The following is a 14827-nucleotide window of genomic DNA, read 5'->3' as shown; positions in this document are numbered from 1 at the left end:
TGAGAGAGAAATGGTAAATTCCCTTGGTTTCGACCGGCCCCCCGGCGAAACACGCGTCGTCGTTGCAATGTCGGGCGGCGTCGATTCTTCAGTCGTTGCCGGACTTCTGGCCCGTGAGGGTTATGAGGTAATCGGTGTTACCCTGCAGCTTTACGATCATGGCGAAGCCACGTTCCGCAAGGGATCGTGCTGCGCGGGGCAGGACATTCATGATGCGCGGCGCGTGTCGGCGACCCTTGGCATCCCCCATTACGTGCTCGACTACGAGGAGCGCTTCCGCAAGGCGGTGATCGAGCCGTTCGCTGAAAGTTACGCGCTGGGCGAGACGCCCATTCCGTGTGTTTCGTGCAACCAGTCCGTAAAGTTCGTCGATCTTATGGAAGTGGCCAGGGATCTGGGCGCGGACTGTCTTGCGACGGGGCACTATGTCCGTTCGCGGATCGTGGATGGCAAGCGCCAGCTTTTGCGGCCGCTGGACGGCGACAAGGACCAGACCTATTTCCTGTTTGCAACCACAGCCGGTCAGCTCGATTTTCTCCGCTTTCCGCTGGGCAACATGACCAAGGACGAAACGCGGGAATTGGCGCGCGATATGGGATTGGTGGTTGCCGAAAAGAGCGACAGCCAGGACATCTGCTTTGTGCCCAAGGGCTCTTATTCCGATGTGATCAAGAAGCTGATGCCGGAAGCGGAAAAGCCCGGCGACATCGTCGATGGGCATGGCCGCGTGCTGGGGCAGCACAAGGGCATCATCCACTATACCGTGGGGCAGCGGCGCGGGCTGGGCATTGCGTCGGGCGAACCGCTTTACGTATTGCGGCTCGACGCGAAGACCCAGCAGGTGGTGGTGGGGCCGAAATCGGCGCTTTCGGCGCGGACTGTGCGGCTGCGTGATCTCAACTGGCTGGGGCCGCGTCCGCTGGCCGAAATGGCCGATGGCAACGGGCTGGCGCTCGAAGCCAAGGTGCGCTCGACGCGGGCGCCGCAGGAGGCCGTGGTCAATATCAGGCACGGTGAAGTCTATGTGACGCTGATCGCCGGGGAAACCGGCATCGCGCCCGGGCAGGCTTGTGTGCTCTATTCCGACGACGGCGCCGATGCGCAGGTTCTGGGCGGCGGGTTCATTGCCGAAGCGGTCCCGGCGGCGCTTGTCGCCTGAGCGTACAGGGCCCGATTACTGGGCGTCCTGAATTTCGTCGGGCGTTTCGGAGGTCGGGTCTGTGCCCGGATCGATTGTCGAGAGATCTTCGACGGCCGTCGCGCCTGCCACGTCGCCTTCACCCCATTCATTCATCGTTGCAACAATTGTCGCGCCGATGGTGATGACGGCCAATGCGCCAAAGATCAGAAGAATGATGCGATTGCCCCAGTTGGGCTTTTCCGTTTCGGCCATGGCGTTCTCCTTGCGGCGGGCGGCTGTCCCCTGACATAAGGGGAGAGCGTAAAAATTCCAAGGATATTGCCGCGCCAATCGTCACACGTGCAAATAGACTTTGCGCAAATGGGTCGGAAGGGCAGGCGTGGACAAGCTTCTGGCAACAGAGGATATCATCGCCCGCGCGGCGAAAGGTGACCGGGCGGCCTTTGCCGCGCTGGTTTCGCGCCATTACGATTTTCTCTATCGAACCGCCTATAAATGGTGCGGCAATCGCGAGGATGCCGAAGACGTAACCCAGGACGTCTGCATCAAGCTGGCGATGGCGATTTCCGGTTTCGACGGGCGCTCGGCCTTTACAAGTTGGCTCTATCGGATCGTGCTCAATGCGGTGCGGGACCGGCAGAGGCAGGGCATGCGGCGCAACCGGCAAGCTGAAGCGCTCGCCCATGTGACCGCGAGCGAAATGGAGCCCGAACAGGAGAGCGCAGCGACGCAATCGCAGGTGTGGGATGCGGTGCGCAGGCTGCCGGAAAAGCAGCGCGATGCGGTGCTGCTGGTCTATGGGGAGGAGATGGCGCATGCGGAGGCTGCGGCCATCATGGGGACCAGGGAATCGACGGTCTCCTGGTATGTTCATGAGGCCAAGAAGGCCCTGAAAGACTTGGTTTAGCTATGGACGACAAGCTCAAATCCGCACTTGGCGGGATGATGCCGCCCCCGGCCTCCGATGAGGCGCGCGAACGGGCGCTGGCAGCCGCAATTGTGGCTTTCGATGATACTCAAGAGAAAAAAAATGCGCATGGGGTCCAAGGACTGTCTTGGTGGAAACGTCTCAAATCCATTGCTTCCAGACTCAAAGGGACACGGACAATGGATATGCGTATTCCTCTCGGGGCCACCTTTGCCGCGCTTTTGGTGTTGCCGCTCGGCGTCGCCATGATGAACCAGACGGCGTTGACGCCGCTCGATCAGCTTTTCGAAAGTCCTCGGCAAGACAGCGCTGGACGCGAGAGAGTGCAGGCTGACGCGCCGCAAGAGGTCGCCGAGGTTGAGGCGCTTGCCGATAGGGAACGGGCCGATGTGGCGGCGGCCGAACCCGCGCCCATACCGATGGCGGCGCCCGCTCCGGAGATGACGCAGAGATTGTCCACGGCCGCACCGATGGGGGGCGGGGCATTGGGCAACCCGGTGGACGCAGGAGGAGGCGATCGGTTTGCCGCGTTCGAGGAAGGCGGCGTGCAGATCGTTGCCGACAATCCGGTCGCGACGTTCTCGATCGATGTGGATACCGCTGCCTATGCCTATGTGCGGCGCGCGCTGGAGATGGGGCAGATTCCACCATCCGACGCCGTGCGGGTCGAGGAACTCATCAATTATTTCGACTATAGCTACCCCGCTCCGACCGGCGATGTACCGTTCGAAACGTCGGTGGCCGTGACAGCCTCGCCCTGGAATCCGGAAAACCGGCTGGTTCATATCGGCATCCAGGGGGAAACCATCGATCTCGACGCCGTGCCGCCGGCCAATCTGGTCTTGCTGATCGATACGTCCGGTTCGATGGACGAGCCGAGCAAATTGCCGCTGCTCAAGCGGGCCTTTGCCTTGCTGGTCAATGAAATGGGACCCGAGGATACGATCTCGATCGTCACCTATGCAGGAAGCGCTGGAATCGTGCTCGAGCCCACGCCCGCCAGCGAGAAGGCAACGATCCTGCAAGCGATCGAAGATCTGGTGCCGGGCGGATCGACGGCGGGCGCGCAGGGCATCGAGGCGGCCTATGATCTGGCTGAGAAGGCGATGGTCGAAGGTGGCACCAACCGCGTGTTGCTGGCGACCGATGGCGATTTCAACGTGGGGTTGTCAGATCCCGATGGGCTCGAGAGCTACATCGAAACCCAGCGCGATGCAGGGATATTTCTCTCGGTCCTGGGGTTTGGCACCGGCAATTATAATGATGCGGTGATGCAATCGCTTGCTCAGGCCGGAAACGGGAACGCAGCCTATATCGACAGCTATTCGGAGGCGCGGAAAGTTCTCGTCGAAGAAATGGGCGGCACGCTTTTGACAATTGCCAAGGACGTCAAGATCCAGGTCGAGTTCAACCCGCAGACGGTCGCGGAATATCGGCTGATCGGCTATGAGACCCGCGCTCTGGCGCGCGAGGATTTCAACAATGATGCCGTGGACGCAGGCGATATCGGTGCGGGGCACACGGTGACGGCGATATACGAGGTCACGCCGGTCGGTTTCCGTGGATCGGTCGATCCATTGCGCTATGGCAATGACGAGGCTGTGGCACCGGGCACCAATGACGATGAACTGGGCTTCCTGAAGCTCCGCTACAAGGCGCCCGATGGCGATGTTTCGGAGCTGATCGAAACGCCGATCCGCGTCGATGCCGATACGGCCATGGCAAGCGATGATCTGGATTTTGCGGCGGCCGTCGCGGCGTTCGGGCAAAAGCTTAGAGGATCGACACATCTGCGGGCGATGGATTGGTCCGAGATCAGGGCGCTGGCCGCTTCGGCGGTCGAGGGCGACCCCACCGGGCGGCGCGCCGAATTTTTAAGGCTGATCGATATTGCCGAAAGTCTTGAAAATTGAACAAAAGGCCCGGGGAGCATCCCGGGCCTTTTTCATCAATCGATCGGCTTGAGGCCCGCCTCGATCTGGGCGCGCTTGGGCTCAAGGAAGGGCGGCAGGGCGAGGTGCTCGCCGAGCGTTTCCATCGGTTCATCGACGTCGAAGCCGGGGCCGTCCGTGGCAATCTCAAACAAGATGCCATTGGGCTCGCGGAAATAGAGCGAGGTGAAATAGTAGCGCTCGACCTCGCCCGATGTGCGCAGGCCAGCCTGGGTCGCGCGCGCCACCCACTGGTCGAACTGTTTTTTGTCCGGCGTGCGGAAGGCGACATGATGCACGCCACCTGCGCCGGGCCGGGCAAACGGCAAATCGGGTTCGACCGCGACATGAAGTTCGGCCGATGCGCCACCATCGCCCATGGCATAGACGTGGACCTCGCCCTGATCGTTTGTCGCGGGATGGGTGCGGACCTTGCGCATGTTCATGACGACGGTGAGGACCGCCTCGGAGCGCTTGAGATCGGGCACGCTCATGGTGATCGGGCCCAGCCCCTTGATCTGGCGCTCTTTGGGCACCGGGCTTTTTTCCCAGGGCTGGGCGCCACCGGCGCGGGTGTCATTGACCAGCCGAAGGCGCTGACCTTCCGGATCCTCGAAATCGAGCGACACATGGCCGGCTCGTTCAGCGATATCGGAGGTCTTGACGCCATTGGACTCGAGATGGGCCTTCCACCACTCGAGCGATGTTTCTCCCTCTACCCGGAACGCGGTGCGCACGATGGCATGCGTGCCACGCTGTTCGGGCGGGGTGGGCCAATCGAAGAAGGTGATATCGGAACCGGGCGAGGCTTTGCCATCGCCGTAAAACAGGTGATAGGCGGTGGTGTCGTCCTGGTTGACGGTGCGCTTGACCAACCGCAAGCCGAGAACCTTCGTGTAGAATCGCAGGTTTTCGCGCGCATTGGCGGTTACGGCGGTCAGATGATGCAGTCCAGTGAGTTCGAGGGCCATTGCGGTCTCCACAATTCAATGTTTGTTGGACCCAACATAGGCCGGACTGAGGTTCGCCAAAACGGGGCTAAACCGAATTCATTATTCGAAGCGGGCGAACGATCACGTTTTGACGGGGGAATAGCCCCTCGACGGCCAAGAATACAACATAAACAAATGGTTCAATCCCGACCCTAGGTTTCGGCCAAGACAGCCGATACGTCGCGCAAATATTGGCGCAACCTGCCCGTGGCCGAAATCATTCCCGATCTGATCCGCTCGACACCGCAGGGAGGTGGACATGATTGACAAAGAGGCAAGCGCGCCTCCGATCCGGCGGCAACGGCAGACTGTGCGGCGCAAGGACATCGATAGTGAGCCGAAGGGGAAATTTCGTTCGCTCAAGCAAGCAAGCAAGGAAGGCAGCCGAGGGCTGTCGGCGCTGTCCGCTGTATGAAAATGCAACGCAAGTTGTTTTCGGTGAGGGTCCCAGCCAGGCACCGATCATGATGGTTGGCGAACAACCCGGAGACCGGGAAGATATCGAAGGTCATCCCTTTGTGGGACCGGCCGGCAAAGTGCTTGATCAGGTGCTGATCGAAGTGGGGATCGACCGGACCAAGGTGTTTGTGACCAATGCCGTCAAGCATTTCAAATTCGCGCCACGCGGCAAAAGGCGGCTGCACCAGAAGCCCAATGGAGGAGAGATTTCCGCCTGTCGGTTCTGGCTCGATCACGAGCGGGCGCTGGTGCGGCCCAAGGTCATCGTGGCGCTCGGGGCGACGGCGGCGCAAAGCCTATTGGGCTCGGGCGCCACGATATCGCAACTGCGCGATGCGCCAAGAGAATTGGATGACGGGACGATGGTTTTCGTCGCCGTCCACCCCTCTTACCTGTTGCGCATGCCCGACCGAACCAAAGCCGCTAAAGAGCGAAAAGCTTTTACTCGCGATCTGGGCGCTGTCAGGCACTATGTGGAAAGCATCAAAGGGGGTCGTGTGGCGCTTGACAGGAAGAACGCCGATCCCTAATAAGCCCCGTGCCGTCAGCCCCTTGCGCCGACGGAAGGTCGCCTTACGTGGCCAAGCCCTGAAGGGGCGGAGTAGCTCAGCTGGTTAGAGCAGCGGAATCATAATCCGCGTGTCGGGGGTTCAAGTCCCTCCTCCGCTACCAAAATTTTCTTTATATTGCAGGTGGTTACATATTCTGCTCTGTAGGTATGCTCACGCGTGGAGTGCCTGGGATTGCATTCTGGGTTGCAGCGGGCGTGGGCTTGGATGCGATGACTGGGCCACACGGAGTTCTTGTATCCAAGGCTGCTCTCGGCGCATGAGGAAACGGATGTCACCGCTAAAGGGCGCTTTGGGATCAATCATTCTCATGAGCCGCTTAGCAACTTCCTGGAACTCGCCGTGTTTGGGCGATGTGTTTCTCGGCCAACGCGGTGAAGGAGAGGAGCAAACGGGGCAAGGCAAAGCTTGCGGCGTGCGAGCCGTGCGCTCCTCCAAGGTCATGTCACCAACTCTTGTATTCGAGATACTTGCCCGAAATCTTCAACTCGATCCTGTCACCCTTGGCGTTCGGTACCTTTTCTACGCTCATCTCGAAGTCAATAGCGCTCATTATGCCGTTGCCCGCTTTTTCGTTGATCAATTCCTTAATCGTGTCACCGTAGACGCCGACGATCTCGTAAAGGCGGTAGACTGCTGGATCGGTCGGGACTGACTGGCTGAAAACTTTGGTCGGATACTCAGCCAGCACCACGGCGGCTTCCTGTGGCAGCCCCAGATTGCGGGCGAGGATATCGGCCTTTTCGCGCGGGAAAGCATTCATGCCCAGGCACGCGGAGGTCGTAAACACATCCGACATGCCGATCCCTTCGGCAATTTCCCCCCAGGTGATCCCCGTGGCACGCTTCTTTTCGAGGATCATGTCGGTGACGTCAGCCTTGTTCATCGGTTCGTTCCTTTTTCTTGGCTGTTGGCAATCGTAGTCAGGCAATCGAGACAAGACGCGGGCGGTCGCTGTCTTCGGCGATTTCGGGCGTTCCCTCCCGTGCGGGATTGACCGTGCGCGGACGGGCCATCGCGTTCGAATTTCCCTCACCGCCAAGCGCGATCTGCGCCGAACGCGCGGAGAGAAAATCGACCAGATGGTTGCGGATCTTGTAATAGGCCGGATCGTGGATGATCTCGGCGCGGCGTCGGGGCCGCTCGATGTCGACGAATACGCTTTCGGCAACCTGCGCCTTGGGGCCATTGCTCATGAGCAGGATGCGGTCGGCCAGAAGGATCGCTTCATCCACGTCGTGAGTGATCATGAACACCGTCTGGTTGGTGCCCTGCCAGATGCGGATCAACTCGTCCTGGATCGTGCCGCGGGTCAGGGCATCGAGCGCCCCGAAGGGCTCATCGAGCAAGAGCAGTTTGGGTTCGATCGCAAAGGCGCGCGCAATCGAGACGCGCTGGCGCATGCCGCCCGAAAGCTGGGCCGGCTTTCTGTGTTCGGCACCATCCCTGAGGCCGACCATGTCCAGAAATGTCTTGGCGTGGTCATAGACCTGCGCGCGGCTCCATTTGGGATTGCGCGCCTTGACCCCGAACGCGACGTTCTTGATGGCGCTCATCCAGGGCAAGAGCGAATAGTTCTGGAAGACGATGCCGCGATCGAGGCTCGGTCCAGAAACCTCCTTGCCGTCCATCGTCACCGCACCCTCGGTCGGCTCGTCCAGCCCCGCAAGCACGTTCAGGATCGTCGATTTCCCGCATCCCGAATGCCCGATGATGCAAATGAATTCGCCCCTGTCGATATCGAAGTTGACGTTCTCGAAGACCGTAAGGTCTTCACCTTTCGGATTGGGGAACCGCTTGGCCAATCCGTCGATTTCGAGAAATGGTTTGTCCATGCCGCTCTCCTATTCCTGATAGCGCACGGCGCGCTGAAGCTGGCCGAAGGCGGCATCGAGCAACATGCCGACGACGCCGATGGTCAGGATCGAGAAAATGACTGAGGTGAGATCGAGATTGTTCCACTCGTTCCACACATAATACCCGATGCCGGTGCCACCCACGAGCATCTCGGCGGCCACGATCACCAGCCACGCAATCCCGATCGATATCCGCATGCCGGTGACGATGGTCGGCGCCGCGGCAGGCAGGATCACCTGGAACGCGGTCCGCAAGGGCCCGAGTTCGTGAGTGCGGGCCACATTGACCCAATCCTTGCGCACCCCGGCCACGCCGAAGGCGGTGTTGATCAGCATCGGCCAGATCGAGCAGATAAAGATCACAAAGATTGCCGAGGCCTGGCTGTCGCGAATGAGAAACAGGGCCAGCGGCATCCAGGCGAGCGGGGAAATGGGCCGCAGGACCTGGATAAAGGGATCGAGCGCCTTATACATGAGCGGGCTCATCCCGATCAGAAACCCGACGGGCAAGGCGATCAGCGCGGCGAGAAAATAACCCGCCAGAACGCGAAACAGCGAATAGCCGATCTGGATGCCGATGCCCTTGTCGTTGGGCCCGGCGTCATAGAACGGGTTGGAGAGCTCTTCGACGGCCTTGGCAATGATTTCCGATGGTGCGGGGATGCCGGCCTTGGGCGCGCCGCCGCCCATGAGGATTTCATATTCGGTGAATCGATTTAGCTCCGCTTGATGGCAAAGCTGTCGACATAGGCTTCCGGCTCGGCCGGATCGAAGGTCTTGCCCATGATGACATGCGATTTGTAGGTTTCTTCGGGCGGGGTGAGGCCCAGATCGCGCATGACGGTGGCGCAGTCCGAGGCGAGATAGACCTGCTCGGCCACGGCGCGATAGTCGACATCGCCCTCGATATAGCCCCAGCGCTTCATCTGGGTGAGGATCCAGACACCCATCGAATGCCAGGGGAAGGGATCGAAATCGATACGGTCGGGCACGTCCTGGACGCTGCCCAGCCCATCCGCGTAGCGTCCCGTGAGGACCTGCTGGATCACCTCGACCGGCTGGTTGAGATAATTGGTTGGCGCAATAGCCTCGGAAATCTCCATCCGGTTTTCCGATGCGCTGGCATATTGGGTGGCATCGACTAGGGCGCGCAGCAGACTGCCATAGGTGTTGGGCATGGTCTGTGCGAATTCGGCCGAACACGCGAACGCACAGCACGGGTGGCCCTCCCAGATGTCCTTGGTGAGCTTGTGAATAAAGCCCGCATTCTCCCAGACGGCGCGCTGGTTGAATGGATCTGGGGAGAGATAGCCGTCGAGATTACCCGCCGAAAGGTTGGCGACCATTTCCGGGGGCGGAACCACGCGGATCTGGATGTCGCGGTCGGGGTCGAGGCCATGTTCTGCAACGTAATAGCGCAGCAGGAAGTTGTGCATGGAATATTCGAACGGCACCCCGAAGGTCATGCCTTTCCACAGCGATGGATCATCGTTCTTGTCCTGGTGATCGTTGCGCAAGACGATCGCCTGGCCGTTGATGTTCTCGACCGCCGGCATGAGAAACGGTGTTGCGGTCGAACCAGCACCCAGCGTGATGGCCAGTGGCATGGGGGTCAGCATGTGCGACGCGTCATATTCACCCGAAAGCGACATGTCGCGGGCAATGGCCCAACTGGAGGTTTTCACCACTTCCACATTGAGCCCATAGCGCTCGTAAAAGCCCATGGGCTCAGCCATGATGATCGGGGTTGCGCAGGTGATGGGTACGAAACCCACGCGCAGATCGGTTTTTTCCGGCGTGCCGATCTCTTCGAGGATGTTGGCCTTGACCTTGTCCATGGGCAGGATGGAGGCAAAAGCCGCAGCGAGCGTGGATGCTCCGAGCATGGAGGCGAAGCTGCGGCGCGAGATGTCGCGATGACCGAAGGTCGAGCGCACGATAGCGCTTTCGACGACCCGTTCCATCATGGCGTCGCTGGACATGTCCTCGCTTGCCGAAGGTGAAGCGCCGGCCTTGCAGTTGGCGCAGCCACAGCCCCTGGTGTGCCTGAGGTCGGTCCTTCCATCATACGGGTTGCCCAAGCTCGTGATCGTCATGCCATTCCCCTGTGTTTGGTTGATGCTCTGCTGCCGTCGTTGCAATCACCATGCCAGACGGAAAAATCGCCGATCTGCCCGGACTTTGGGGCTTTCGGTGCAGCAAACCAGTTTACGAACATTCGTAATTTACGGCGCTTCGTAATCACGTTACGATATTTCGTGCATTCTTGTCGGGCAGCGGAGACGTATGAGGTGACGGAGGTGCTGGAAGCCCTGATCTCGGCCAAGTCCGATCCGGTCCTTGTCGTGGACCCGGTGCGCGATGTGCTTGTTTTTGCAAATCCGGCGGCGCGATCGTTCTTTGGCGCACGCCTCGATGAGGCGGCAACGGGAACGATGCGGACGCTTTATGGTGCCTGCATCGCCCAGTTGCATATCGCGACTGAAGCCGCGCTCGAACAGGGCTGCTATTATGCCAGCGACCTGCAGCCCGACGGCAGCACGGCCATGGATACGGTCGAGCATCAGTTGGTGGCCATCAAAACCGCCGATGGGCCGCTGTTGATGATCACCATCGCCGATCTCGAGCAGCGGCGCCGCCGCAGCATCGACCACGAGGCCAACAATTACCATCGGCAGGGCCTTGAGGAGTGGCGGCGTGCCGAGCGGTTCTTCCGCGAAATCGAACGTGAGAACCAGCTTATTCTCGCGGCGGCCGGCGAGGGGATATTCGGGGTCAACGCCGATGGGGTCACCACCTTCGTCAACCCGGCCGCCCAGGCGATGCTGGGCTGGAAGGCCGACGACCTGGTGGGCAAGAACATGCACGCCATGGTGCACTACAAGCACCCGGACGGTTCGCACTATCACGGCTCGGACTGCCCCATTTACGGCGCGTTCCGCAACGGCACCATCAACACCGTCGAGGACGAATGCTTCTGGCGCAAGGACGGCAGCCCGATCCGCGTGGAATATACGTCCACCCCCATCGAGGACGACGGGGCACTGGTCGGGGCGGTCATCGTTTTTCGCGACATTTCCCAGCGCAAGCAGAACGAGGCGCAATTGCGCGAGGCGATGGCCGAAAATGCCCGGCTGCGTGAGCGGCTGGAGATGGAGAACGCCTACCTGCAGGAAGAAATTCTCTCCCAGTCCAATCACTACGACATCATCGGGTCCTCGTCCCTGATCCGAAAGATCCTGAAACAGATCGATCTGGTGGCGCCCACCGACGCCAATGTGCTGATCACCGGGGAAAGCGGGACGGGCAAGGAACTGGTGGCGCGCGCCATCCATCAGGCCTCGCACCGCTCCGAGCGCCCGCTGATCCGGGTGAACTGCGCCGCCATTCCGCGCGAGCTGTTCGAAAGCGAGTTTTTCGGCCACGTCAAAGGGGCATTCACCGGCGCCTTGCGCGACCGGATCGGCCGGTTTGAACTGGCCAATGGCGGTACGATCTTTCTCGACGAGGTGGGTGAGATCCCGCTCGATCTGCAATCGAAACTGCTCCGGGTGGTCCAGGACCGGCGCTTCGAGCGCCTGGGCGAAGAGAGGACCCGCGAGGTCGACATCCGGGTAATCGCGGCCACCAACCGCGATTTGCAGAAAGAGGTGGCCAAGGGCAATTTCCGCGAAGATCTCTATTTCCGGCTCAACGTCTTTCCGGTCGAGTGCGCCCCCCTGCGCGATCGCCGCGACGATATTCCGGTGCTGGCCGACCATTTCCTCAAGATCGCCTGCAGCCGTCTCAACATCGCCTCGCCGGTGCTGACCCGCGCAAACATCGTCGAGCTCAAGGCCTATAGCTGGCCCGGAAACGCCCGCGAATTACAGAATCTGATCGAACGCGCCGCGATTCTGGCGCGCAACGGGCGGATGCAGTTCAGCCTCAACGCTCCGCCTCAGGCCGCGATATCGCCACCATCCCCGGCGCCCCGGCAACTCGGTGACGAAATCCTGACACGCAACCAGATTCTCGAGCTCGAGCGGCAAAATATCCGGCGGGCGCTCGATCTGGCCGATGGCCGGGTGTCGGGCGCAAAGGGCGCCGCCGAACTGCTCGGCATGCGGCCAACAACACTCTACTCTCGGATAAAGGCGTTGGAACTCTAGGTTAAGATCTTAGCGTTGACCGTCAGAGGCACCGAGCTGTTTGCGAAAGCAGGTCGCGAGATCGCGAACGAGTGTGCGTTGAAAAAACGTAGCGCCCGGCGGCTTTATCTGCTGCAGAAGCAAGTTGTGCGAGCCGGCCGCGGCTTCCTGCATGAGGGGCTTTCGTACGCCTGACGGCACCCGAAACCCTTCACCAAATCGGTCACCAGCAGCGTCCTTGCACTATCCCGAAAGTTGCCGCTGGATGGACGCTAGCTGAAGGCCGCCGTTTCGCAATAGTTCAGTGCCGCTTCCAGACCGTCGATGAAGGGCGTGGCGAAGGCTTGGGTCAGTTGCCGGCGCCGCCCCGCATAGGCGCCCGAACCCAGCACGACAGCGCCCGAACCAGATGCCTGCGATGCCGCTACCGCAGCGGCCAGGGCGATCTCGGCTTTCTCGGTCATTGCGGCTGTCTCGGATACGCCGATACCCGTCGCGCGTACCGTGCAGCGCTCGCTCATACCATAAACACCCACGAGGGCCCCTATAGTGGGCACGGCCGCCTCGACCGTGGTGACGACAGTGAAGCGCGCATGGTGCGCGGCGGCGGCCCGGATGCCGGCCTCGGCCATGCTGATGACCGGCGCGGATAGCGCCTGACGGGCCTCGGCAATGGCAATGTCGTCAAAACAAGCGAGAATATATCCATTATAGGCGCCAGCCGCCCGGGCGATGAGCTCAATCACATGTGGGACCGCCGCGGCGCGGTCCTGCGGTGTTTCAATGGCGAAGGGACCCTGTTTTGGATTGACCACATCCAGTGCCGTACCTGGAGTGACATATGCCTGGGCGGCCCTGCGCACCCTCTCGGTCACGGCGACATTGGTATTGGGATTGATGACCAGCAGTCGCCTGCTGGTCACTGGGTGAGCGGTGCGGTCCATCACAGCCCTGCCAGTCGGTCGGGCAGCCACGTGACGATTTCGGGGACCAACATGGTCAGGATGACGAAGCCGATCATCACTCCCACATAGGGGAGCCCACCCTTGATGACATCGTTGAAGCTGCCGCCGTCGCGTCTGAGGCCATGCACCACGAACAGGTTCATACCGACAGGTGGGGTGATAAGGGCGATCTCGCACATGAGGATAATGAAGATGCCGAACCAGATCGGATCGACGCCAACGGCGGCGACCATTGGCACGGCAATCGGCACGGTCAGCACCAGCATGGACATGGCATCCATGAACATGCCGAGCACGATATAGAAGATGATCAGCACAAGCAGCAGGGTGAACGCATCGAGCCCAAATCCGGCCACCCATTGCGTAACCACCTGCGTGGCCCCCAGCATGGAGATGGTGACGTTGAGCAGCAGGGCGCAACTGAGGACGATCACGGTCATGCCTGTGGTGCGTGCCGCCTGCATGCAGCAATTGAGCAAGAGCGCCCAGCTCAGCCGCTTCATCACTGCAACAATGGCGAGAGCGATGACGACGCCGAGCGCTGCCGACTCCGTCGGGGTTGCAAGCCCGCCATAGATGGACCCCATCACCACGCCGAAGATCAGGAAGGGTGGGAACAGGTATTTGAGGTAACCCAGCTTGGCGCGCAACGAGAGTTTCGGTTGCCCGACATCGCGGCTGCTCCGGCCCTGGAATATTGCGATGTAGAGCGAGAAGGACAGGGCCAACAAAACTCCCGGTACCAGTCCGGCAGCAAACAGTTGTCCCACCGAGGCATTGGCAAGCGAGCCATAGACCAGCAGGTTGATCGAGGGTGGGATCAGGATGCCCAGCGTGCCACCCGCCGCCAGCGAGCCGAGCGAGGCGCCGATCGGATAGTTGCGCTGGTTGAGTGCCGGCAATGCGATGGTGCCCACGGTAGCCGCGGTCGCCACCGACGAGCCCGAGGTGGCCGAAAACAGGGCGCTCGTGGCGATATTGGTGTGCAGCAATCCGCCCGGCAACCGATCGAGCCACACCGCAAAGGCATCAAACATCTTGTCGGCAATGCCGCCACGCAGCAGCAGTTCGCCCAGCAGCATGAACAATGGAATGGCGAGGATCGAGGGCGAGTTGAAGCTGGTCCAGACCACGCCGCCCATCATGTCGACCAGCGGCATGCCGTAAAAGGCCAGGCCTCCCAGGACGCCCACTGCGACAATGGCGACGGCCACGGGAATGCCGAGAAACATGAGGCCAAGCATGATGGCGAAGCCAATTCCGACAATGGTGATGCTCATGACTACGCCCTTTCGCGGGTCTTCAGTTCGGCCAGTTCGGCCTCCAGCTCATCCTGCGGCGAGCCGGGTCCGAATTTTCGGTCCAGCGTCGTCCAGTCCCCCCGGATCGCCAACAGCAAGGTCCGTGCCGAGATCACAAGTGTACCGGCGGTGAAGGCGAGCATGGCGACCAACCACACGCTCTGCGGAAAAATGAGAGGTGTTGCCCAGGGGGTCTGGGCGATGGAGCGATAGGTCAGCGTGTCCTGCACGGTCTTGAAAGTGAAATAGAGCAGGAACAATGCCAGCAGGCCCAGGGAGACCGCCGCGACAGTGTTGAGAATGGCCCGTGCCCGCAATGGCAGCTTTCCGTGCAGGATGTTGATGCGGATATGGGCCTGCTCATAGGCGGTGACGAGGAAGGCCAGCGGCGCGATGACCGCGACAGCATAGCCGCCCAATTCGTCAATGCCGCCCATTGAGTGGGAGAAGAACTTTCGCAGGATAGTCTCTGCCGCAATCGCAAATGATAGCGCGATCATGATCGCGCCAAACGTGATGCCAGACAGTTGCGCCATGCGTTTCATGTATCCTCTC

Annotated in this window: 14 protein-coding genes, 1 tRNA gene and 1 pseudogene; 7 read left to right on the top strand and 9 right to left on the bottom strand. The window is 60.7% G+C overall.

What is annotated here, in order from left to right; translation table 11 throughout:
* Positions 1 to 10: 10 nt before the first annotated feature.
* Complete coding sequence (mnmA, locus tag KKY_RS11660; RefSeq protein WP_014131555.1) at positions 11 to 1159, top strand: tRNA 2-thiouridine(34) synthase MnmA; 1149 nt, start codon at positions 11 to 13, stop codon at positions 1157 to 1159.
* 15 nt (positions 1160 to 1174) lie between these two features.
* Here mnmA and KKY_RS11655 read toward each other — a convergent pair whose 3' ends face one another.
* On the bottom strand, positions 1175 to 1393 hold the full coding sequence (locus KKY_RS11655; protein WP_014131554.1) for a hypothetical protein: 219 nt from the start codon (positions 1391 to 1393) through the stop codon (positions 1175 to 1177).
* Positions 1394 to 1520: 127 nt separating this feature from the next.
* On the opposite strand from KKY_RS11655, the gene KKY_RS11650 reads away from it, so the two are divergent.
* Both KKY_RS11650 and KKY_RS11645 read left to right on the top strand, forming a co-directional pair.
* Positions 1521 to 2048: an RNA polymerase sigma factor gene (locus KKY_RS11650; RefSeq protein ID WP_014131553.1), complete on the top strand. Its 528-nt coding sequence runs from the start codon at positions 1521 to 1523 to the stop codon at positions 2046 to 2048.
* Positions 2049 to 2248: 200 nt separating this feature from the next.
* Positions 2249 to 3982 (top strand): vWA domain-containing protein, encoded by a 1734-nt coding sequence (locus KKY_RS11645; RefSeq protein ID WP_244404010.1) that lies wholly within the window; start codon positions 2249 to 2251, stop codon positions 3980 to 3982.
* 35 nt (positions 3983 to 4017) lie between these two features.
* Here KKY_RS11645 and KKY_RS11640 read toward each other — a convergent pair whose 3' ends face one another.
* A complete protein-coding gene (locus tag KKY_RS11640; protein WP_014131551.1) occupies positions 4018 to 4971 on the bottom strand; it encodes a ring-cleaving dioxygenase in 954 nt (317 codons plus the stop codon).
* A gap of 280 nt (positions 4972 to 5251) precedes the next feature.
* Here KKY_RS11640 and KKY_RS20855 point away from each other — a divergent pair, with 280 nt between their 5' ends.
* The 3 genes from KKY_RS20855 to KKY_RS11630 all read left to right on the top strand — a co-directional run bounded on the left by KKY_RS20855 (position 5252) and on the right by KKY_RS11630 (position 6123).
* Positions 5252 to 5407 (top strand): hypothetical protein, encoded by a 156-nt coding sequence (locus tag KKY_RS20855; protein WP_244404095.1) that lies wholly within the window; start codon positions 5252 to 5254, stop codon positions 5405 to 5407.
* Complete coding sequence (locus KKY_RS11635; protein WP_244404083.1) at positions 5400 to 5981, top strand: UdgX family uracil-DNA binding protein; 582 nt, start codon at positions 5400 to 5402, stop codon at positions 5979 to 5981. The genes KKY_RS20855 and KKY_RS11635 overlap by 8 nt, the downstream gene beginning before the upstream one ends.
* 65 nt (positions 5982 to 6046) lie before the next feature.
* Positions 6047 to 6123, top strand: a tRNA-Met gene (locus KKY_RS11630).
* 342 nt (positions 6124 to 6465) lie between these two features.
* Here KKY_RS11630 and cynS read toward each other — a convergent pair.
* The 4 genes and pseudogenes from cynS to KKY_RS11610 form a co-directional block, all read right to left on the bottom strand.
* Complete coding sequence (gene cynS / locus KKY_RS11625; protein WP_014131548.1) at positions 6466 to 6906, bottom strand: cyanase; 441 nt, start codon at positions 6904 to 6906, stop codon at positions 6466 to 6468.
* Between the two features lie 37 nt (positions 6907 to 6943).
* Positions 6944 to 7855, bottom strand: a complete 912-nt coding sequence (locus KKY_RS11620) for an ABC transporter ATP-binding protein (protein ID WP_014131547.1) — start codon at positions 7853 to 7855, stop codon at positions 6944 to 6946.
* A 9-nt stretch (positions 7856 to 7864) separates the two neighbouring features.
* Positions 7865 to 8581, bottom strand: a pseudogene (gene ntrB / locus KKY_RS11615) (nitrate ABC transporter permease); the annotation flags it as partial.
* Positions 8582 to 8592: 11 nt separating this feature from the next.
* Entirely contained in the window at positions 8593 to 9966 is a 1374-nt protein-coding gene (locus KKY_RS11610) for a CmpA/NrtA family ABC transporter substrate-binding protein (protein WP_420850716.1), read from the bottom strand.
* Between the two features lie 201 nt (positions 9967 to 10167).
* On the opposite strand from KKY_RS11610, the gene KKY_RS11605 reads away from it, so the two are divergent.
* Complete coding sequence (locus KKY_RS11605; protein ID WP_014131544.1) at positions 10168 to 12027, top strand: sigma 54-interacting transcriptional regulator; 1860 nt, start codon at positions 10168 to 10170, stop codon at positions 12025 to 12027.
* A 251-nt stretch (positions 12028 to 12278) separates the two neighbouring features.
* Here the strand turns inward: KKY_RS11605 and KKY_RS11600 are convergent, their stop codons facing one another.
* The 3 genes from KKY_RS11600 to KKY_RS11590 are packed head-to-tail and all read right to left on the bottom strand — an operon-like array spanning position 12279 to position 14817.
* Entirely contained in the window at positions 12279 to 12950 is a 672-nt protein-coding gene (locus KKY_RS11600; RefSeq protein WP_014131543.1) for an aspartate/glutamate racemase family protein, read from the bottom strand.
* Positions 12950 to 14251 carry a TRAP transporter large permease gene (locus KKY_RS11595; RefSeq protein ID WP_014131542.1) on the bottom strand — a complete coding sequence of 434 codons (1302 nt, stop codon included), beginning with the start codon at positions 14249 to 14251 and terminating at the stop codon, positions 12950 to 12952. The genes KKY_RS11600 and KKY_RS11595 overlap by 1 nt, the downstream gene beginning before the upstream one ends.
* Positions 14252 to 14253: 2 nt before the next feature.
* Positions 14254 to 14817 (bottom strand): TRAP transporter small permease subunit, encoded by a 564-nt coding sequence (locus KKY_RS11590; RefSeq protein ID WP_041528732.1) that lies wholly within the window; start codon positions 14815 to 14817, stop codon positions 14254 to 14256.
* Positions 14818 to 14827: the final 10 nt, after the last annotated feature.

The sequence above is a fragment of the Pelagibacterium halotolerans B2 genome (genome assembly GCF_000230555.1).
In the GTDB taxonomy this organism is placed as follows: domain Bacteria; phylum Pseudomonadota; class Alphaproteobacteria; order Rhizobiales; family Devosiaceae; genus Pelagibacterium; species Pelagibacterium halotolerans.
This window is presented reverse-complemented; position numbering and strand designations above follow the sequence as displayed.